We start from the raw sequence: 20,891 nt of genomic DNA on the forward strand, positions 1-20,891 counted from the left end.
GGGGCCGGCCGCGGCTGCCGCGTTCAGGGGTTCACGGTTCATCGACCAGCTCCGGCGTCCGCGCGGGCGACGCGTCCTCCACCGCGTCCTCCGCGGCGCCGGCCGGGTTCAGGTGCCGGAGGGTGATCGCGGCGATGACGGCGGTCACCGCCATGATCGCCGCGCCGGTGACCGCCGACACCCGCATCCCCGCGGCGAAGGCCTCCTGCGCGGTCTCGACGAGCGGCATCCCGATCTGCTCCGGCAGGTGCCTGGAGACCTCCGAGGCGCCGCCGAGGGTGTCCCTGGCGGCCTCCGCGGCCTCCGGCGGAAGGCTCTGCGGGACGGCGTCGTCCATGCGGTCGTGGTAGACGGCGGCGCCGATGCTGCCGAGGATGGCGACGCCGAGGGCGCCGCCGAACTCCGACCCCGTCTCCGACAGCGCGGAGGCGGCGCCGGCCCGTTCCGGCGGGGCCGCGGCGACGATCATGTCGACGGCGAGCGCGCCCACCGCGCCCGCGCCGCCGGTGAGGATGATGAAGCCCAGCCCCAGGACGAGCATCGAGCTGTCCACCTGGACCTGGGCGAGGATGACGAAGCCGGCGCCCATGAGCGCGATCGCGCCGGCGACCACGTACGCGGGTCGGATCCACCGGACCAGGGTGCTGGCCACGATCACCGACAGGCCGATCGAGGGTGCGATGACCAGGGTCCAGAGCGCGGCCTCGAGCGGGCGCATGCCCAGCACGAGCTGCATGAACTGGGTGCCGAAGAAGCCGAAGCCGACCATGGCGAAGATGCTGAGGACGTTGGCGCCGATGGAGGTGCTGAAGCCGCGGTTGGCGAACAGCCCGACGTCGATGAGCGGGTCGGCGAGCCGCCGCTGGCGCCGCAGGAAGAGGTAGCCGACGACCAGGCCGACCGCGATCGATCCGATGGGGAGCGGGTCGGCCCCGTCCTCCGCGGCCATCTTCACGCCGTAGATCACCGGCAGCACCGCGGCGAGCGAGAGGAACGCGCTGAACAGGTCGAACCTTCCGGCCTTCGGGGCGCGGTACTCCGGCAGCAGCAGCGGCCCGAGGACGAGGAGGAGGATCATGACGGGCACGTTGACCAGGAACACCGACCCCCACCAGAACTTCTCCAGCAGGAGCCCGCCCAGCATCGGCCCGAGCCCGGCGCCGCCGGAGAAGCCGGCGGTCCAGATCGCGATCGCGGTCCGGCGCTGCTGGGCGTCGTGGAACATGTTGCGGATCAGGGACAGGGTCGAGGGGGCCAGCGTGGCGCCGGCGACGCCGAGCAGGGCCCGGGCGGCGATCAGCAGTTCGGCGGTACTGGCGTAGGCCGCGAGGACGGACGTCACGCCGAACAGGCAGGCGCCGATGAGCAGCACCTTCCGGCGGCCGATCCGGTCGCCCAGCGCGCCCATCGTGATCATGGATCCGGCCAGCAGGAAGGCGTAGATGTCCATGATCCAGAGCTGTTGCGAGCTGCTCGGCTGCAGGTCGGCGCTCAGGGCCGGCAGCGCGAAGAACAGCGCCGTCATGTCCATGGAGACCAGCAGCGTGGGCAGCACGAGCACGGCGAGGCCGATCCACTCGCGCCTGCCGGCTCGTGCTTCAGTGTTGACCATGGCTCGATTATACGAACGTCTTATAAGTTTGTATAGCACGGATGATTGATAGGATCTCGACGTGGGACATCGTGAAGATCTGCTCATGGGAGCCAAGCGCTGCCTCTACGAGCGCGGGTACGGCCGTACGACGGCCCGCGACATCGTCGCCGCCTCGAAGACGAACCTGGGCTCGATCGGTTACCACTTCGGCTCCAAGGAAGCGCTGCTGACCACCGCCATCATCGATTCGTTCGGTGAGTGGGGCGAGGAGCTCGACACGGTCATGAGCGCGCTGTCCACCGACGTCGACCCCGAAGGCGACCAGCTCGAGCGGTTCGAGACCGCGTGCACCCTGCTGGTGGAGTCCTTCGCCACCCACCGGACGCTGTGGGTCTCCGCCATGGAGGCGTTCGCCCAGGCGGAGCACATCCCCGAGGTCCGCGAGCAGCTCGCCGCCGGCTTCGAGGAGACCCGGCGCGGACTGGTCGCGGGGATCCAGAAGCTCTCCCCGAACGCCGACGAGCGGACGGCGCGCACCATCGCCTCGCTCGTGGTCGCGATGCTGCCCGGCCTCGCGCTCCAGTGGCTGCTGGAGCCGGAGCACGCGCCGACGGGCGCCGACATCGGCGAGGCCCTCCGGGTGATGCTGGACTAGCCGTTCGAGCCGTTCGCGTCGGTCAGCCCGGTCGAGCCGGCGCTCCACGATGTCGCGCTGCCCGTGAAGCCGCGCGCCGGCGCTGCCATCGCCATCGCCCCGTCATCGCCGCCGGATCCCGTTCGCGCGGCCGCGGACGGGCGCGCACGCCTACCCGGGAACACCGCCCACGCCCCCTTTTCCAAGAAACTGTGGGCCCTTTCTTCTAGGGGACGAGTAGGGGTTGTTGGCCCAATTCCGCCACTCCTAACATGACGGCAGCAACGCTATCGGCGCAGCGTGGCCCACTGAGGCGTCAAGCTTCTTCGCCGCGAATCCGCCGCACACCGCCGAATGTCTCGCGCGGCGGCTGGTCGAAACGGCGGCTGAGCCTCGGGAACTCTTTGCGGAGGTCATATGTACGAGATCGATGCGGCGAAAATCTACGAGCCATTGCACGAGGCCCGCGGCAAGGACTTCGAGGCCGAGGCCGGCCGGGTCGCCGAGGTGATCCGCGAACGGCGGCCGGACGCCGGCTCCCTGCTCGACGTCGCCTGCGGCACCGGCGCGCACCTGCGCAGGTTCGCCGGGCTGTTCGATCGCGTCGAGGGGCTGGACGCGTCCGAGGCGATGCTCGCGGTGGCCGGCGCCGGCACGCCGGGGGTCCCGCTGCACCGCGCCGACATGCGCGACTTCGGGCTGCCGCGCGGCTACGACGCCATCACCTGCCTGTTCAGCTCCATCGGCTACCTGGGCACGACGGAGGACCTGGACGCGGCGCTGGGGACGTTCGCCAAGCACCTCGAGCCGGGCGGTGTGGTGGTCATCGAGCCGTGGTGGTTCCCCGAGACCTTTCTCGACGGGTACGTCGCCAGCGACGCGGTCGAGGTCGAGGGCTACGACATCGTCCGGCTCTCGCACTCCAGGCTCGACGGCGACGCGTCGCTGATGACGGTGCACTACGTCATCGCCGACGCCGAGTCCGGGGCCCGGCATTTCACCGAGACGCACCGTTGCACGCTCTTCGAACAAGTGCAGTACGAGGACGCTTTCCGGCGGGCGGGGCTCGCGGTGGAATACGTCGACGGCCTGGCCACCGGCCGCGGCCTTTTCGTCGGAGTCGGCAAATGATCGCCCCGCAGATCATCAAGCTCGAGGAGCACCGCGACGAGGTGGGATGCATTTTCGTCGTCGAGACCTCCCAGCACATTCCGTTCGAGGTGAAGCGCTACTACTCGATCAGTGACGTCCCGGACGGGGCCGACCGGGGCAGCCACGCCCACCGCCGTCTGGAGCAGCTGGTCATCGCGGCGTACGGCAGCTTCGACATCACGCTGGACGACGGGTTCGAGCGGCGGCGGCACCGGCTGAGCGACCCCGGCGTCGGCCTCTACATCGGGCCGATGATCTGGCGCGACCTGACGAACTTCTCCTCCGGGGCGGTCGCCGTGGTGCTCGCGTCCCGGCACTACGAGGAGTCCGACTACTACCGCGACTACGACGAGTTCCTGCGCGACGCCGCCCGGGCCGGGCGAGGGCCTCTGAGCGGCGACGGGACGCCGGGGGAGGACCGATGAGGGTTCTGGTGACGGGAGCGGCCGGGTTCATCGGCTCGCAGTTCGTGCGCGCGATGCTGGAGGGAGACTACGCCGGTCACGAAGGCGCCGCCGTGACCGTCCTCGACAGCCTCACCTACGCGGGCAACCGGGCGAACCTGCCCGCCGACCACCCGCGGCTCACGTTCGTGCAGGGCGACGTCCGGGACGCCGGGCTCCTCGGCGACCTGGTGCCCGGCCACGACGCCGTGGTCCACCTCGCGGCCGAGTCCCACGTGGACCGCTCGCTGCAGAAGCCGGCCGAGTTCGTGGACACCAACGTCGGCGGCACGCAGGTCCTGCTGGAGGCGTGCGTGCGCGGCGGGGTCGAGCGGGTGGTGCACGTCTCCACCGACGAGGTGTACGGCTCGATCGAGACGGGCTCGTCGAGCGAGGAGTGGCCGCTGGTGCCCAGCTCGCCGTACGCGGCGTCGAAGGCCGGCAGCGACCTCATCGCGCTCGCGTACTGGCGGACCCACGGCCTGGACGTCTCGGTGACCCGCTGCTCCAACAACTACGGGCCGTACCAGCATGTCGAGAAGCTCATCCCGCTGTTCATCACCAGGCTCCTGCGCGGCGAGCCGGTTCCGCTGTACGGGGACGGGCGCAACGTGCGCGAGTGGATCCATGTCGAGGACCACTGCCGCGCGTTGCACCTGGTCCTCACCGGGGGACGCGCGGGCGAGGTCTACAACATCGGCGGCGGCACGCCCGTCAGCAACCTGGGGATCACCCGGCGGCTGCTCGATCTGTGCGAGGCCGACCCCGCTCTCGTGCAGCACGTCGAGGACCGCAAGGGGCACGACCTGCGCTACGCGATCGACGGGACCAAGCTGGAGAAGGAGCTGGGCTTCGAGCCCGTGATCTCCTTCGAGAAGGGGCTGGCGGACATGGTCGCCTGGTACCGGGAGAACACCCGCTGGTGGGAGCCCGTCAAGGCGCTCGCCGACCTGTACCCCGGCCAGGACCTCGTGCCGTCCCAGGCGGGCTGACCCCGCCGCCGCCCGCCCGTGCCCGGGGCGCGCTCGTGCGCGGCGCGCCCCGGGCCCGCGTGCTCAGGCGCCGCGCACCGCCGCCACGACGGCGTCTACCTCCCGGCCGGACAGATGGGGTCCGATCGGGAGGCTGAGCACCTCCGCGGCGAGGCGTTCGGCCAGCGGCAGCGACCCGGCGGGCCGGTCGGGGGACGCGTACGCGGGCGACAGGTGGACGGGCACCGGGTAGTGGATCAGGGTTCCGACGCCCGCGCCGGCCAGCCGCTCCTGCAACTCGTCCCGGAACTCCGAGCGCACCACGAACAGATGCCAGACCGGATCCGCCCACGGTGCCACCGCGGGCAGTTCGAGGCCGTCCACGTCCGCGAGCTCCCGGAGGTAGCGCCCGGCGACCGCGGACCTGCGGGCGTTCCATTCGTCCAGCCGCCGCAGCTTGACCCGGAGCACGGCCGCCTGCAGCTCGTCCAGGCGGGTGTTGCCCGCCTGGACCTCGTGGTGGTACTTCACGCGGGACCCGTAGTTGCGCCGCAGCCGCAGCTGCTCGGCGAGGGCCGCGTCCCGCGTCACGACCGCGCCGCCGTCGCCCAGGGCGCCCAGGTTCTTGCCCGGGTAGAAGGAGAACGTGGCGGCGAGCGAACCGGCGCCGATCCGGCGCCCGCGGTAGCGCGCGCCGTGCGCCTGGGCCGCGTCCTCGACCACGGCGAGTCCGTGCCGTTCGGCGATCTTGCCGATCGGTTCCAGGTCGGCGGGCTGCCCGTAGAGGTGCACCGGGACGATCGCCCGCGTCCTGGGGGTGACGGCCGCCTCGATCCGGGCCGGGTCGAGGTTGCGGGTGCCCTCCTCCGGTTCCACCGGGACGGGGCGGGCGCCGACCGCGGAGACCGCCGCCCAGGTCGCGAAGAACGTGTGCGAGGGCACGATCACCTCGTCCCCGGGGCCGATGTCCAGCGCCCGGAACACCAGCTCCAGCGCGACGCCTCCGTTGCCCACCGCGACGCAGTGCGCGGCGTCGCAGTAGGCGGCGAACTCGTCCTCGAACGCCTCGAGCTCGGGTCCGAAGAGGTACCGGCCCGAGCCCAGCACCCGCTGGACGGCCTGGTCGATCTCGGTCCGCAGCTCGGCGTACGGCGCCCGCAGATCGAGGAATGGGACGTTCATGGGGCCCCTTCGTGAATGGACTCCTGCCGATTCTGAAACTATGCCGAGCCGGCCGCCGGCCCCTACCCCTAGACGCCCCCTAACACCCGCAATTTCGTTTTTCCCCTCTTGGGGGAGCGGGTTGTCCCGCGCTTATGCTCGACCAACCGTTCCCTGGCAGGCCCCGGTGCGGAAAAACGCTGCCTGCCGGCGCATGACGACCTTTCGACAGGAGAGCGCATGACCACCGCGTTGATCATCGGCGGGGGAGTCGCCGGGCCGGCGAGCGCCATGGCGCTGCAGAAGGCCGGCTACGACCCCGTCGTCTTCGAGGCCTACGACAGGGGCGCCGAGGGGGTCGGCACCAACCTGGTCCTCGCCGTGAACGGGCACACCGCCCTGCACGAGCTCGGGATCTCCACGGCGCTGGACAAGGGGTTCGACATCCCCCGGAACCGCTACTTCATGGGCAACGGCCGGAGCCTGTCCCTGGTCCCCAACGGCAAGGCCGGCCCCAACGGGATCGTGAGCCGCGCCGTCCGCCGCGCGGACCTGTACGTGGCCCTGCGCGACGAGGCGATCCGCCGCGGCATCCCGTTCGAGTTCGGCATGCGCCTGGTCGACGCGGAGCACACCCCGAACGGGGTGGTCGGGCACTTCGAGAACGGCCGGAAGGTGGACGGCGACCTGCTCATCGGCGCCGACGGCCTGCACTCGACCGTCCGGAAGATCATCGACCCGGAGGCGCCGCGGCCGCGCTTCGGCCGGCTGGTCAACACCGGCGGCTACGCCGACGGAGTCTCGGCGCCGGGCGAGCCGGGCACCGAGTACATGCTGCTCGGCAAGCGCTGCTTCTTCTCCTACGTGCACGACGCCGACGGGCAGATCTGGTGGTACGCGGCGCCGCACTGGCCGGAGGAGCCGACGCGGGAGGAGCTCGCGGCCATCGGCCCGGACGAGTGGCGGGGCCGGCTCCTGGAGCTGTTCTCCCAGGACAAGACGGCGGCGCGGGACATCATCGCGGCCACCGAGGACATCTGGGCGCCCTGGCCGATCCAGGACCTGCCGACGGTGCCCGCGTGGCAGGACCGGCGGATGGTGATCATGGGCGACGCCGCGCACGCGGTGTCGCCGGCCGCCGGCCAGGGCGCGTCGATGGCGATCGAGGACTCGGTCGTGCTCGGCAAGTGCCTGCGCGACATCCCCGACGTCGAGGAGGCGCTGGGCCGCTTCGTGAGCCTGCGCCGGCCGCGGGTGGAGAAGATGGTCGCCTTCGGCAAGCGGGCGGGCGACCTGATGATCGTCTCCAGCCAGTTCCGCCGCCGCATGCGGGACCTGGTCCTGCCGCTGTTCTTCAAGCGCGTCACGCTCAACGAGACGGCCTCCCTGAGCTGGGTGTACGACCACCGCGAGAGGTGGGACGAGCCGATTTCGGCGCCGCGAATCGCGGCCTGAAGGGCGCGCGCCTCATTCACTTGCCCGATCTCTGAATTGACCTGAGAAGGTGGGGGTTTCGCGAGTGGCCATGTTCGGCAATGGACGGGAACGTGCTCGGCGGCCGGGTCCGGATTCTGTGGAAGGGGACGAGCCCATTGCCGTCATCGGTCTGTCCGCGCGCCTTCCCGGTGCGGCCGGCCCGGCGGAGCTGTGGCGGCTGCTGCGAACCGCCGAGCACGCGGTCACCGAGGTGCCGGCCGACCGCTGGGACGCCGGCGCGTTCTACGACCCCGACCCGGCGGCGCCCGGGAAGGCCAACACCCGCTGGGGCGGCTTCATCGACGGGGTGGCCGGCTTCGACGCCGGCTTCTTCGGGGTGTCGCCGCGCGAGGCGGTCGCGATGGACCCCCAGCAGCGGCTCGTGCTGGAGCTGGGCTGGGAGGCGCTGGAGGACGCGCGGCTGGCGCCGGACACGCTGACCGGGAGCCGTGCCGGGGTCTTCGTGGGCGCCATCTGGGACGACTACGCGACCCTGCTTCACCGGCGCGGCCCGGCCGCCATCACCCGCCACACGATGACCGGGCTGCACCGCGGGATCATCGCCAACCGGCTCTCCTACGTGCTCGGCCTGACCGGGCCGAGCCTGGTGGTGGACACGGGCCAGTCGTCGTCGCTGGTGGCGGTGCACATGGCCGCCGAGAGCCTGCGCAGGGGCGAGTCGTCCCTCGCGCTGGCCGGAGGCGTCAACCTCACGCTGGCGCCGGACAGCACGGTCGGCGCCGCCAAGTTCGGCGGCCTCTCGCCGGACGGCCGCTGCTTCGTGTTCGACGCCAGGGCGAACGGCTTCGTCCGCGGCGAGGGCGGCGGGCTGGTCGTATTGAAGCGGCTCTCGGACGCGACCGCCGACGGCGACGAGATCCGCTGCGTGATCCGCGGCGGCGCGGTCAACAACGACGGCGGCGGCCCCGGCCTGACGGCGCCCGACGTCGCGGCCCAGGAAGAGGTGCTGCGCGAGGCGTACCGGCGGGCCGGCGTCGCCCCGGGCGAGGTGCAGTACGTCGAGCTGCACGGCACCGGCACCCGGCGCGGCGACCCGGTGGAGGCGGCGGCGCTCGGCGCGGTGCCGGGCGCGGCCCGGCCCTCCGGCCGCCCGCTGCCGGTCGGCTCGGTCAAGACGAACGTCGGCCATCTCGAAGGGGCCGCGGGGATCGCCGGGCTGCTCAAGGTGGTGCTGAGCCTGTGGCACGGCGAGCTGCCGGCGAGCCTCAACTTCGAGTCACCCAACCCCGACATCCCGCTGGAGTCGCTGAACCTGCGGGTGCCGACCGCGACCGAGCCCTGGCCGGGGCAGGGCACGCGCCTCGCCGGGGTGAGCTCGTTCGGTGTCGGGGGAACGAACTGCCATGTCGTGCTCTCCCGCGACGTGCCGTCCGAGGCGGCGGACGAGCCGGTCCGCACGCCCATGGACGCCGTCCCCTGGGTGGTGTCCGGACAGGGGGCCGAGGGGCTGCGGGCACAGGCGGCCCGGCTGGTGTCCTTCGTCCAGGACCGCCCCGAGCTGGACCCGGCGGACGTGGGCCTGTCGCTGGCGACGACGCGGGCCGGGCTGTCCCATCGCGCGGCCGTCGTCGGCGCCGACCGCGACGGGCTCCTCGCGGCGCTGGCCTCGCTGGCCGAGGGCGACCCGTCCGCCGAGGTGGTGGAGTCCGAGGCCGCGACCCGGGGCCGCACGGTCTTCGTCTTCCCGGGGCAGGGCTCGCAGTGGCCGGGGATGGCCGACGAGCTCCTCGCGTGGTCCCCGGTCTTCGCCGGGCTGATCGCCGACTGCGAGAGCGCCCTGGCGCCGTTCGTGGAATGGAAACTGACCGAGGTGCTGCGCGGCGACCCGGGCGCGCCGTCGCTGGAGCGGGTCGACGTCGTCCAGCCCGCGCTGTTCGCCGTGATGGTCGCGCTGGCGGGCCTGTGGCGCTCTCACGGGGTCGAGCCGGACGCGGTCGTGGGGCACTCCCAGGGGGAGATCGCCGCCGCGTGCGTGGCCGGTGCCCTGTCCCTGGAGGACGCCGCGCGGATCGTCGCCCTGCGCAGCCGCCTGGTCGGCGAGCGCCTGGCGGGGACCGGCGCGATGATGTCGGTCGCGCTGCCCGCGGGCGAGGCCGCGGCACGGATCGAACACTGGCCGGACCGGTTGTCGGTGGCCGCGGTCAACGGCCCCAGGGCCGTCGTGGTCTCGGGCGACCCGGAGGCCGTGGCCGAGTTCGGGAAGACCTGCGACGGCGAAGGGGTCTGGAACCGGTCGATCGCGGTGGACTACGCCTCCCACTCCGCCCATGTCGAGCGGATCGGCGAAGAGCTCATCGACGCGCTGGGGCCGCTGTCCGCCACCTCCGGCGAGCTCGCGTTCCACTCCACGGTCACCGGGGAGCGGCTGGACACCGCCGCCCTCGACACCGGGTACTGGCTGTCCAACCTGCGCGAGACCGTCCGCTTCGACGCCGCCACGCGGGATCTGGTCCGCGGCGGTCACGATGTCTTCATCGAGGTCAGCCCGCATCCGGTGCTGGTCTCCGGGGTGAACGACATCGCCGAGGACGCCGGTCGCGAGGTCCTGGCGGTGGGGTCGCTGCGCCGCGGCGACGGCGGGGCGCGGCGCTTCCTCGCCTCCCTGGCGCAGGCGTGGGCCGGGGGCGCGGCGGTGGACTGGGACGGGGTGTTCGCGGGCAGCGGCGCCCGGCGCGTCGGGCTGCCCACCTACGCCTTCCAGCGCCGCCGGTACTGGCCTGCTCCGGAGGCGCCCGGAACCGGTGCCCCGAGCGTGCCGCAACCGGAGGGCGCGGGCGCGGAGGAAGAGCCCGACGAGCCGCAGACCACGACGCTCGCGGACCGGCTCCGCGGCCTGTCCGAGGCCGAACGCGAGACGGTCGTGCTGGACACCGTGCGGCGGCAGGCCGCGATCGTGCTCGGCCACGAGTCGGCGTCGGAGGTGGCCGCCGGCCTGTCCTTCAAGGAACTGGGGTTCGACTCGCTCTCCGGGGTCGAGCTGCGCCGCCGGCTCGTCCGCGCGACCGGGCTGCGGCTGCCCAGCACCCTGATCTACGACCACCCGAGGCCGGCCGCCCTGGCCGAGTATCTGCGGACCGCCCTGGTGCCGGACTCCGCCCCGACGGCCGCCGGCCTGGTGGACGAGCTCGACCGCTGGGAGGCGGCGCTGTCGACGGCGGTCACCACCGACGACGAGCGGGCGGCGATCGCCGGCCGGCTGCGCGCACTGCTGTCCCGCTGGGACTCCGGGCCCGGGAACGGGACCGGCGGTCCCGGCGGGGACCTCGAGTCGTCCACCGCGGACGAGCTTCTCACGATCATCAAGACCGAGTTCGGCGGGCCCTGATGCCGCCGCGGCCGACCGGGACGACCACCGAGTGAGCGAGGATCGGATGGGCAACGAGCAGGAGCTCCTGGAGAACCTCAGGTGGGTGACCGCCGACCTCCGGCGCGCCAGGCAGCGCGTGCGCGACCTGGAGGAACGGGCGAGCGAACCGGTGGCCATCATCGGCATGGCCTGCCGCTTCCCCGGGAACATCCGGTCACCGCGGGATCTGTGGCGGCTGGTGGACTCGGGCGGCGACGCGATCGGCGGGTATCCGCGGCGGCGCGGCTGGGACGCGGGCCTGTACGACCCCGACCCCGACGGGCACGGGACGGTGACAGCCCGCGAGGGCGGCTTCCTGTCCGACGCCGAGTACTTCGACGCGGCGTTCTTCGGGATCGCCCCCCGCGAGGCGCTGGCGATGGACCCCCAGCAGCGCCTGCTGCTCGAGGTCGCCTGGGAGGCGTTCGAGGACGCCGGTGTCGACCCGCAGGGGCTGCGGGGCAGCGACACCGGGGTGTACGTCGGGATGATGGCCCAGGACTACGGCCCGCGGATGCACGACGGGGCCGAGTCGGTCGAGGGCCACGTGCTGACCGGCACCCTTCCCGCGGTCGCCTCGGGGCGGCTGGCCTACACCTTCGGCTTCGAGGGCCCCGCGGTGTCGGTGGACACCGCGTGCTCGTCGTCGCTGACCGCGCTGCACCTGGCGGTGCGGGCGCTGCGCGGCGGGGAGTGCGGGCTCGCCGTCGTCGGCGGCGCGACGGTGATGTCCGAGCCGGGCCTGCTGGTGGAGTTCTCCCGGCAGCGCGGTCTGTCCCCCGACGGCCGGTGCAAGGCGTTCTCCGCGGAGGCCAACGGCACCGGGCTGGGCGAGGGCGTCGGGCTGCTGCTGGTCGAGCGGCTGGCGGACGCGCGGCGCCACGGGCACCCGGTGCTGGCCGTGGTGCGGGGATCGGCGGTGAACTCCGACGGCGCCTCCAGCGGCCTGACCGCGCCGAACGGGCCCGCGCAGCAGCGGGTGATCCGGCAGGCGCTGGCGAACGCCGGGGTGACGGCGGCCGAGGTGGACGCGGTCGAGGCGCACGGGACGGGCACCGTTCTGGGCGACCCGATCGAGGCGCAGGCGCTGCTGGCCACCTACGGGCAGAGCCGCCCGCCGGGCCGCCCGCTGTGGCTGGGCTCGGTCAAGTCCAACATCGGGCACGCGCAGGCCGCCGCCGGGGTCGCCGGCGTGATCAAGATGGTGGAGGCGATGCGGCACGGCGTCCTGCCCCGGACGCTGTACGCGGGCGAGCCGTCCCGGCACGTGGACTGGGAGTCCGGCGAGGTCTCGCTGCTGGCCGAGCAGCGGTCCTGGCCCGGCGACGGGCGGCCCCGGCGCGCGGGCGTGTCCTCGTTCGGCATCAGCGGGACGAACGCGCACGTCATCCTGGAGGAGGCCCCCGAGCCGGCCGCCGCGGAACCGCAGGAGGAGGCCGGCGGCGCGGAGGGCCCCACGTCGTGGCTGATCTCCGCGCGCGGTGAGCAGGCTCTGCGGGACCAGGCGGCGCGGCTGGCCGAGTTCGTCACGGCCGACCCGGACGTGCCCTTGGCGGACGTGGCGCACACGCTGGCCACCGCCCGTCCCGCACTGGACGACCGCGCCGCCGTCATCGGCGAGACCCGCGCGGAGCTGCTGAGCGGGCTCGCCGCGCTCGCCCAGGGCACGCCCGCGCCGAACGTCGTCCGCGGCCGCGCCGAGGCCCCGGCCAGGACGGCGCTGCTGTTCGCCGGGCAGGGCAGCCAGTACCCGGGCATGGGCCGGGGGCTCTACGACGCCCATCCCGTCTTCGCCAAGGCCTTCGACGAGGCGTGCGCGCATCTCGATCCCCTCGTCGGCGGCTCGCTGGCCGAGACCGTCTGGACCGGGGAGTCGCTGGACCGCACGGGCCTGACCCAGCCGGCGCTGTTCGCCTTCGAGGTCGCGCTCTACCGGCTGCTCGAACACTGGGGCGTCGAGCCGGACTACCTGGCGGGGCATTCGGTCGGCGAGATCACCGCGGCGCACGTGGCCGGCGTCCTCGACCTTCCCGACGCCGCCGCCATGGTCGCCGCCCGGGCCCGCCTGATGGACGCGCTGCCGCAGGGCGGCGCGATGGTCGCGGTGGGCGTCACCGAGGAGCTCCTGCGGCCCCATCTGGAGGCCCACGGCGCGGGCGCGGTGGACATCGCCGCCGTCAACGGCGCCGACTCGCTGGTGATCTCCGGCGACGAGACTGCGGTCCTGGCGGTCGCGCGCGCGGTGGCCGAGCAGGGGCACCGGACGCGCAGGCTCACGGTGAGCCACGCCTTCCACTCCGCCCTCATGGAACCGATGCTGGAGGAGTTCCGGGCGGTCGTGGCCGGGTTGGACTTCGGCACCCCCCGCATCCCCATCGTCTCCAACCGCACGGGAAAGATCGCCTCCGCCGGGGAACTGCGCGACCCGGACCACTGGGTGCGGCACGTGCGCGACACCGTCCGCTTCCACGAGGGCGTCCAGACCCTCGTGGAACAGGGCGTGGAGGCGTTCCTGGAGGTCGGCCCGGACGGCACGCTGACCGGGATGGTCGGTGCTCCCGGTGCCATCGCGACACTGCGCCGCGACCGCGACGACGTACGGGAACTGGCCGCCGCCCTGGCGAGCGCGCACGTTCACGGCGTGCCCGTCGGCTGGCGCACGATCCACCGGGGACGGCGGGTCGCCCTGCCCGCCTACCCCTTCCAGCGGACGCGCTACTGGGTGCGCGCCGAAACCGGCGGGCGCGGCCCCGCGCAGGCCGCCGAGGGGCTTGAGCGGTACCGGGTCGAGTGGATGCCGTTGCCGGTTCCCGCCGCGGCCCCGCTCACCGGCACCTGGCTGCTGGCCGTCCCGGCCTCGCACGCGCAGGACCCCTGGGTGGACGCCGTCGCCGCTTCCCTGACCGGGCGGGGCCTGGACATCCGGCGAATGGCGGTGGCCGAGGACGACGACCGCTCCTCGCTGGCCGCGCGGCTGTCCGTCGAGGTCGGCGAGGGCGAGGCCGGCGGGGTCCTGTCGCTGCTCGGTCTCGACGAGCGTCCGCATCCGGACGAGCCGCACGTCTCCGTCGGATCGGCGAGCACCCTGGCACTGGTCCAGGCACTCGGAGACGCCGGCGTGGAGGCGCCGCTGTGGCTGGTGACCCGGGGGGCGGTGAGCATCGGCCGGTCCGAACGGGTCGAGCACCCCGGCCAGGCCCAGATCTGGGGCTTCGGCCGCGTCGTCGGGCTCGAGCACCCGGGGCGCTGGGGCGGTCTGGTCGACCTGCCCACCGGCCTCGGCGACCTGGACGGCCAGGACCTCGCCCGGCACCTTTGCGCCGCGCTCGGCGCGCCGGACGGCGAGGACCAGATCGCCGTGCGCCCCTCCGGGCCGTTCGTCCGGCGGCTGCTGCCCGCGCCGTCCGCCGCGGCCCCCGGCGAACCCGAATGGTCCGCCCGCGGCACGGCGCTGATCACCGGCGGCACCGGGGCGCTCGGCGCGCACGTCGCGCGCTGGCTGGCCGGGGCGGGCGCGGAGCATCTGGTGCTGGTCAGCAGGCGCGGCCCGCAGGCCCCCGGCGCGGCGGAGCTGGAGGCCGAGCTCACCGAACTCGGCGTCGCCGTCACGATCGCCGCGTGCGACCTCGGCGACGGCGCGGCCCTGGCCGGACTCGTGGAGCGGATCCGGGACCGGCACGGCCCGATCAACACGGTCGTGCACTGCGCCGGCGTCAACCGGCGCACCCCCATCGCGGACATGTCGGTCACCGAGTTCGCCTCGGTCAACGCCAAGGCCGCCGCGGCGGCCGCCCTGAGCGAGCTGTTCGACGACGAGCTCGACGACCTCGACGCGTTCGTCCTGTTCTCCTCGATCGCCGGCGTCTGGGGCAGCGCGGGGCAGGCGGCCTACGCCTCCGCCAACGCCTTCGCGGACGCGCTGGCCGAGCACCGCCGCGGCCGCGGCCTCCCCGCCACGGCGGTGGCCTGGGGCGCCTGGGCGGGCGGCGGAATGGGCGACGAGGACGGCTTCGCCGAGCAGCTGCGCCGCCAGGGCATCGGCGCCATGGCGCCCGAACCGGCGATCGGCGCGCTGCACCGGATCCTGGCCGCGGACGAGTCGGGCGTCGTCGTCGCGGACGTGGACTGGGCGCGGTTCGCGCCCCTGTTCGCCGCCGCCCGCCCCAGGCCCCTGCTCGCCGAACTCCCCGAGGCGGCGGAGGCGCTCGCCGGCGGCACGGCCCCGGCCGCCGGCGGCGACGCGGCGTCCGGGCTGCGGGAGCGGCTGGCCGGGCTCTCCGAGACCGAGCAGCGTGAGCGCACGCTGCGGCTGGTCGTCGCGCACGCCGCGGCGGTCACCGGCGCCGAGCCCGCCGCCATCGACCCCGGACGCCCGTTCCGCGCGCTCGGGTTCGACTCCCTGATGACGGTCGAACTGCGCAACCGGCTGATCGCGGCCACCGGGCTGGCGCTGCCGACCACCCTGGCCTTCGACCGCCCCACCCCGGCGGCCGTGGCCGACCACGTCCGCGAGGAGCTCGCCGGCGGGCGGCGGGCGGCGGCCGTCACGGCGCCGCGGGAGCGGGCCGCCGACGGCGAGCCCATCGCCGTCGTCGCCATGACGTGCCGCTACCCCGGCGGCGTCCGGACCCCGGAGGACCTGTGGCGCCTGGTCGCCGAGGGGGCCGACGCCATCACCGGCTTCCCCGCCGACCGGGGCTGGGACCTGGACACGCTGTTCGACCCGGACCCCGACCACCCCGGCACCTCCTACGCCAGGACCGGCGGGTTCCTCCGCGACGCCGCCGAGTTCGACCCGGCCTTCTTCGACATCAGCCCCCGCGAGGCGCTCGCGATCGACCCGCAGCAGCGGCTGATGCTCGAACTGGCCTGGGAGGCGTTCGAGCGGGCCGGGATCGCCCCGGCGGCGCTGCGCGAAAGCGACACCGGCGTGTTCGTGGGCTCCTGGTCGCAGGAGTACGGCGGCGGCCTCGGCAACCCCCGCGACGAGGCCGCCGGCTACATCGTGACCGGCAACGCCGGCAGCGTCGCCTCCGGCCGGATCGCCTACACCTTCGGGCTGCGCGGACCGGCGATCACGGTGGACACCGCGTGCTCGTCGTCGCTGACCGCCGTGCACCTGGCCGGGCAGGCGCTGAGGTCCGGCGAGTGCCGGCTCGCACTGGCCGGAGGCGTCACCGTCATGGCGAGCCCCGGAGTGTTCCTGGAGTTCAGCCGGCAGCGCGGGCTGGCCCCCGACGGCCGCTGCAAGCCGTTCTCCGCGGCGGCCGACGGCACCGGCTGGGGCGAGGGCGCCGGGCTGCTGCTGCTGGAGCGGCTCAGCGACGCCGAACGCAACGGCCACCGCGTGCTGGGCGTCATCCGCGGCAGCGCGACCAACCAGGACGGCGCCAGCAACGGCCTGACCGCGCCGAACGGGCCGTCGCAGGAGCGCGTGATCCTCCAGGCTCTGTCCTCGGCCGGCCTCCGCCCCGCGGACGTGGACGCCGTCGAGGCGCACGGGACGGGCACCGTGCTGGGCGACCCGATCGAGGCGCAGGCGCTGCTGGCGACCTACGGCCAGGACCGGGACGGCGATCGCCCGCTGTGGCTCGGGTCGGTCAAGTCCAACATCGGGCACACGCAGGCCGCGGCCGGGGTCGCCGGGATCATCAAGATGGTCATGGCGATGCGGCACGGCCGGATCCCCCGAACCCTGCACGTCGACGAGCCCAGCCCGCACGTCGACTGGTCGGCCGGCGCCGTCACGCCGGTCACCGAGGACATCCCGTGGCCGGACGCCGGCCGCCCCTACCGCGCGGGCGTGTCCTCCTTCGGCATCAGCGGCACCAACGCCCACGTGATCGTCGAACAGGCCCCCGCCGTACCGGAGTCGCCGGCCCCGGAGCCGGACCCCGGACCTCCGGCGGGGGACGTGCCGTGGCCCCTCTCGGCCAAGACCGACAAGGCCCTCCGCGCCCAGGCGGGACGGCTGGCGGCGCATCTGCGCGAGCGGCCCGCGGTGAGCGCGCGGGACGTCGGACATGCCCTCGCGGCACGGCACGCCTTCGACCGGCGGGCCGTTGTGGTCGGCCGCGACCGCGACGAGATGCTCGAAGCCCTCGACCGGCTGGCCGCCGGCGAGCCGGCCCCCGGGACGGTCCTCGGCTCGCCCGCCTCCGGCGGGACCGCCTTCCTGTTCACCGGGCAGGGCAGCCAGCGGCCCGGCATGGGCAGGGAGCTGTACGAGACGAACCCGGTGTACGCCGAAGCCTTCGACTCGGTGTGCCGGCACCTCGACCGGCACCTGGGCGTCCCGCTCGCCCGGGTGCTGTTCGGCCCGGACGACGCCGACCGGGAACTGCTCGACCGCACCGAGTACGCGCAGCCCGCGCTGTTCGCCGTCGAGGTCGCGCTCTACCGGCTGCTGGAGCGGCACGGCATCGTGCCCGGCCATCTCCTGGGGCACTCGGTGGGGGAGATCGCCGCCGCGCACGTCGCCGGTGTCCTGTCGGAGGCCGACGCCGCGACGCTGGTCACCGCGCGGGCCCGGCTGATGCAGGCGATCACCGCGGACGGGGCCATGCTGTCGGTGGAGGCGACGGAGGCGGAGGTCCGCGCGTCGCTGGAGGGCCTGGACGACCGGGTGTCGATCGCGGCCGTGAACGCGCCCACCGCGGTCGTCGTCTCCGGCGACCGGGCCGCCGTCGAGGAGATCGCCGCGACCTGGGCGGGCGACGGCCGCAGGACCAAGCGCCTCGCGGTCAGCCACGCCTTCCACTCGCCGCACATCGACGCCGTGAGCGAGGAGTTCCGCCGGGTCCTGTCGGGGCTCTCCTTCGCGGCGCCGTCGATCCCGATCGTCTCCAACCTCACCGGCGAACCGGCCACGGCCGAGGAACTGGGCTCGCCGGACTACTGGGTGCGGCACGCCCGGCACGCCGTGCGCTTCAGCGACGGCCTGGAGACCCTGCGCGGGCTCGGCGCCACCACCTACCTCGAACTGGGGCCCGATCCGGTGCTCACCGCGCTGGCCAAGCAGCACCCCGGGCTGGACGGCGCCGAGTTCGTCCCGCTGCTGCGCGGCGGCCACGAGGCGACCGCCTTCACCACGGCGCTCGCGAAGGCGCACGTGCGCGGGCTGCCCGTCGACTGGGCGCCCTGCCACGACGGGCACCGCGACGGCACCCTGGACCTGCCCACGTACGCGTTCGACCGCGAGCGCTTCTGGCTCGCGCCCCCGTCCGCGTCCGCAACGGCGAACGGCGTCGCGGGACGGGACGGGGCGGACCACCCGCTGCTGACCTCGCGGATCGACCTCGACGACTCGGGGGTGCTCTTCCTCGGCCGGATCTCCCTGCGGTCGCAGCCCTGGGTCCGCGACCACCTGGTCCTCGGCAGCCTGGTGGTGCCCGGCACCACGTGGGTCGAGGCCGCGACGTGGGCGGGCCGGGAGATCGGCTGCGCCCGGCTCGCGGAGCTGACCCACGAGTCGCCGCTCGTCCTCACCGAGAACCAGGTGTTCGAGCTGCAGGTCCGCGTGGGGCCGCCCGCCGGCGACGACGGGGTCCGGCCGGTCACGGTGCGCTGCCGCTCGACCGAGTCCGGGCAGCCGTGGGTGGCGCTGGCCCACGGCCTCCTCGCGGAGGGCGAGGACGCCACGCGGCCCGTGCCCGCCGACCTTGTCGAGTGGCCGCCGCGCGACGCCGTCGCGCTGGAATCCGGGGAGTCGCTCTACGCCCGCCACGACGAGCGCGCCCACTACCTGTGGGGGCTCGCGTTCCGGTCGGTACGGTCGGCCTGGCGCCGGGGCGCGGAGCTGTTCGCCGAGGTCCGGCTCGCGGACCCGATCGAGCAGGCCGGTTTCCGCCTGCATCCCGCGCTGATGGACGCCTGCCTGCACGTCCTCGGCGCCGACGGCATACCGGAGGAGCTGACCGGTCTCCTGGCCGATCCCGAGGACGACGGGGGAAGGCCGCGCATCCCCTTCGCCTGGCGTGACGTCGACCTGCGCGCCGAGGGGCAGCGCGCCCTGCGGGTGCGCATGGCGCCGGCGGAGGACGGCGGGACCGAGGTGACGGTCGCCGACGAGTCCGGAGCCCTGGTGGCCTCGGTCGACTCGCTGGCGATCCTGCCGATCTCCGAGCGGCATCTGCGCGCCTCGCTCACCGCGCCCCGGCACGAGTCCCTGTTCCACCTGGACTGGGACCCGATGCCGTCGCCGGACCCGGACCGCGACCTGCCCGCGACCGGTGTGGCGGTGCTCGGCGAGGCCGACGGCCTTCCGGACGCCCCGCGGCACGCGGACCTCGCCGCCCTGCGGGAGACGATCGGCTCCGGCGCCGAGGTCCCCGGCATCGTCGTCGTCCCTGTGGGGCTCCCCGACGCCGACCCCGACACCGGCGCCGACGCGGCCTCGGCGGGACGGGACACGACGGCGGCCCTGCTGGAGCTGATCCAGCAGTGGCTCGCCGACGAGACCTTCGGCCGGGCGCATCTGGTCGTGCTCACCCGCGACGCGGTCGGGGCGCTGCCGGAGGACCGGGTGACCGGGCTGTCCCAGGCGCCGGCCTGGGGGCTTCTCCGGGTCGTCCAGGCCGAGCACCCCGGCCGGTTCAGCGTGATCGACCTCGACGCGGCGCCGGCGTCCCACGAGCTGCTCGCCCGGCTCCTCCCCGACGCCGAGGCCGGTCTCACACCGCAGGTCGCCGTCCGCGACGGGCAGGCCCACGCGCCCAGCCTGGCCCGGCTCCCCGACCTCGGGGACCGGGAGCGTCCCGTCCCGTTCGACCCGGAGGGGACGGCGCTCATCACCGGCGGCACCGGCACCCTCGGCCGCCTCATCGCCCGGCACCTCGTCGAGCGGCACGGGGCCCGGCACCTGCTGCTGGTCAGCCGCCGCGGATCGGCGGCCGAGGGCGCCGGCGAGGCGGCCGCCGAACTCGCCGCGCTCGGCGCGGAGGCGACGGTCGCCGCCTGCGACGTCGCCGACCGGGACGCGCTCGCCGGACTGCTGGGGACGATCCCGCCCGAGCGTCCGCTCACGGCGGTCGTGCACGCGGCGGGCCTGCTCGACGACGGCGTCGTCGCCGCGCTCACCCCGGCACGGCTGGAGGCCGTGCTGCGCCCCAAGATCGACGCCGCCTGGAACCTCCACGAGCTGACCGCCGGCACGGACCTGTCGATGTTCACGCTGTTCTCCGCGGTGGCGGGCGTCATCGGCAACCCCGGGCAGGGCAACTACGCCGCCGCCAACACCTTCCTCGACGCCCTCGCCCAGCACCGGCGGGCCCGCGGCCTGCCCGCGACCGCGCTCGCCTGGGGCATGTGGGCGGAGGCCAGCGCGATGACCGGCTCGCTCGGCTCGGCCGACCTCGCCCGGATGCGCCGGATCGGCGTGGCGCCGCTGGACACCGCGGACGGCCTCGAACTCTTCGACATCGCCCACACCGCGGACGTGCCCGCCCTCGTCCCCGCACGGCTGGACCTGGGCGGGCTGCGCGGGCAGGAGTCCGCACCGGCCGTCCTCGGCCGCCTGCTGCGCACCGCGACGCGGGCCGCCGCCGGACCGCGGACCCCGGCCGCGGACGCCACGGTGGTCCTCGACGGCCTCACCTCGGAGGAACTGCGCGACCGACTGCTGGACCTGGTGATCACGCACATCGCCACGGTCGCCGACCACCGCCGCGGCACCATCGACCCCGAGCGCCCGTTCCGGGAGCTGGGCTTCGACTCGCTGATGACGGTGGAGCTGCGCAACCGCCTGGTCACCGCCACCGGGCTCGGCCTGCCCCCCACCCTGGTGTTCGACCATCCGACTCCGGCCGCGCTGGCCGGCCACCTGCACGGCAAGCTCGACGACGGCCGGACCGCCGCGGCCCCCGCCGGCGATCCGGACGCCACCGCCCGGGAGGCCCTCGCGAACATCCCGATCGCCCGGCTCCGCGAGTCCGGCCTGCTCGCCCCGCTGCTCCGGCTCGCCGAGGGGCCGGCCGCGACGGCCCCGGCGCCCGCGCGGGCCGACGGCGGCGGCGAGGACCTGGACTCCATGGCGGCCGACGAGCTGATCCGCCTCGCGCTGAGCGACGAACTCGACGACGCAGACTCCTGAGGG

At 74.4% G+C, this 20,891-nt stretch carries 9 protein-coding genes; 7 read left to right on the forward strand and 2 right to left on the reverse strand.

Annotated elements, in window-relative coordinates:
* Positions 1 to 31: 31 nt before the first annotated feature.
* Positions 32 to 1,612, reverse strand: a complete 1,581-nt coding sequence (locus ACZ466_RS45695; protein WP_378291374.1) for an MFS transporter — start codon at positions 1,610 to 1,612, stop codon at positions 32 to 34.
* Between the two features lie 61 nt (positions 1,613 to 1,673).
* On the opposite strand from ACZ466_RS45695, the gene ACZ466_RS45700 reads away from it, so the two are divergent.
* From ACZ466_RS45700 to rfbB, 4 genes are all read left to right on the forward strand, one after another.
* Positions 1,674 to 2,249: a TetR/AcrR family transcriptional regulator gene (locus ACZ466_RS45700; RefSeq protein ID WP_378291376.1), complete on the forward strand. Its 576-nt coding sequence runs from the start codon at positions 1,674 to 1,676 to the stop codon at positions 2,247 to 2,249.
* 396 nt (positions 2,250 to 2,645) lie between these two features.
* Positions 2,646 to 3,359: a class I SAM-dependent methyltransferase gene (locus tag ACZ466_RS45705; protein WP_378291378.1), complete on the forward strand. Its 714-nt coding sequence runs from the start codon at positions 2,646 to 2,648 to the stop codon at positions 3,357 to 3,359.
* On the forward strand, positions 3,356 to 3,805 hold the full coding sequence (locus ACZ466_RS45710) for a sugar 3,4-ketoisomerase (RefSeq protein ID WP_378291380.1): 450 nt from the start codon (positions 3,356 to 3,358) through the stop codon (positions 3,803 to 3,805). Before ACZ466_RS45705 ends, ACZ466_RS45710 begins: the two co-directional genes overlap by 4 nt.
* Positions 3,802 to 4,815, forward strand: a complete 1,014-nt coding sequence (rfbB, locus tag ACZ466_RS45715; protein ID WP_378291382.1) for a dTDP-glucose 4,6-dehydratase — start codon at positions 3,802 to 3,804, stop codon at positions 4,813 to 4,815. The genes ACZ466_RS45710 and rfbB overlap by 4 nt, the downstream gene beginning before the upstream one ends.
* Before the next feature lie 63 nt (positions 4,816 to 4,878).
* Here rfbB and ACZ466_RS45720 read toward each other — a convergent pair whose 3' ends face one another.
* A complete protein-coding gene (locus ACZ466_RS45720) occupies positions 4,879 to 5,976 on the reverse strand; it encodes a DegT/DnrJ/EryC1/StrS family aminotransferase (protein WP_378291384.1) in 1,098 nt (365 codons plus the stop codon).
* 219 nt (positions 5,977 to 6,195) lie between these two features.
* Between ACZ466_RS45720 and ACZ466_RS45725 the strand changes: the two genes are divergently transcribed.
* From ACZ466_RS45725 to ACZ466_RS45735, 3 genes are all read left to right on the forward strand, one after another.
* The gene (locus ACZ466_RS45725) at positions 6,196 to 7,410 is read left to right on the forward strand and encodes an FAD-dependent oxidoreductase (protein WP_378291386.1); all 1,215 of its coding nucleotides are present in this window, start codon (positions 6,196 to 6,198) and stop codon (positions 7,408 to 7,410) included.
* Between the two features lie 118 nt (positions 7,411 to 7,528).
* A complete protein-coding gene (locus ACZ466_RS45730) occupies positions 7,529 to 10,777 on the forward strand; it encodes a type I polyketide synthase (protein WP_464041956.1) in 3,249 nt (1,082 codons plus the stop codon).
* A gap of 31 nt (positions 10,778 to 10,808) precedes the next feature.
* Positions 10,809 to 20,888 (forward strand): SDR family NAD(P)-dependent oxidoreductase, encoded by a 10,080-nt coding sequence (locus ACZ466_RS45735; RefSeq protein ID WP_378291390.1) that lies wholly within the window; start codon positions 10,809 to 10,811, stop codon positions 20,886 to 20,888.
* Positions 20,889 to 20,891 lie beyond the last annotated feature (3 nt).

Source organism: Actinomadura rugatobispora, assembly GCF_055379765.1.

Coding starts and splice junctions, on each gene's coding strand:
- ACZ466_RS45695 (WP_378291374.1), bottom strand. CDS start 1,612: ATGGTCAACACTGAAGCACGAGCCGGCAGGCGCGAGTGGATCGGCCTC.
- ACZ466_RS45705 (WP_378291378.1), top strand. CDS start 2,646: ATGTACGAGATCGATGCGGCGAAAATCTACGAGCCATTGCACGAGGCC.
- ACZ466_RS45710 (WP_378291380.1), top strand. CDS start 3,356: ATGATCGCCCCGCAGATCATCAAGCTCGAGGAGCACCGCGACGAGGTG.
- rfbB (WP_378291382.1), top strand. CDS start 3,802: ATGAGGGTTCTGGTGACGGGAGCGGCCGGGTTCATCGGCTCGCAGTTC.
- ACZ466_RS45720 (WP_378291384.1), bottom strand. CDS start 5,976: ATGAACGTCCCATTCCTCGATCTGCGGGCGCCGTACGCCGAGCTGCGG.
- ACZ466_RS45725 (WP_378291386.1), top strand. CDS start 6,196: ATGACCACCGCGTTGATCATCGGCGGGGGAGTCGCCGGGCCGGCGAGC.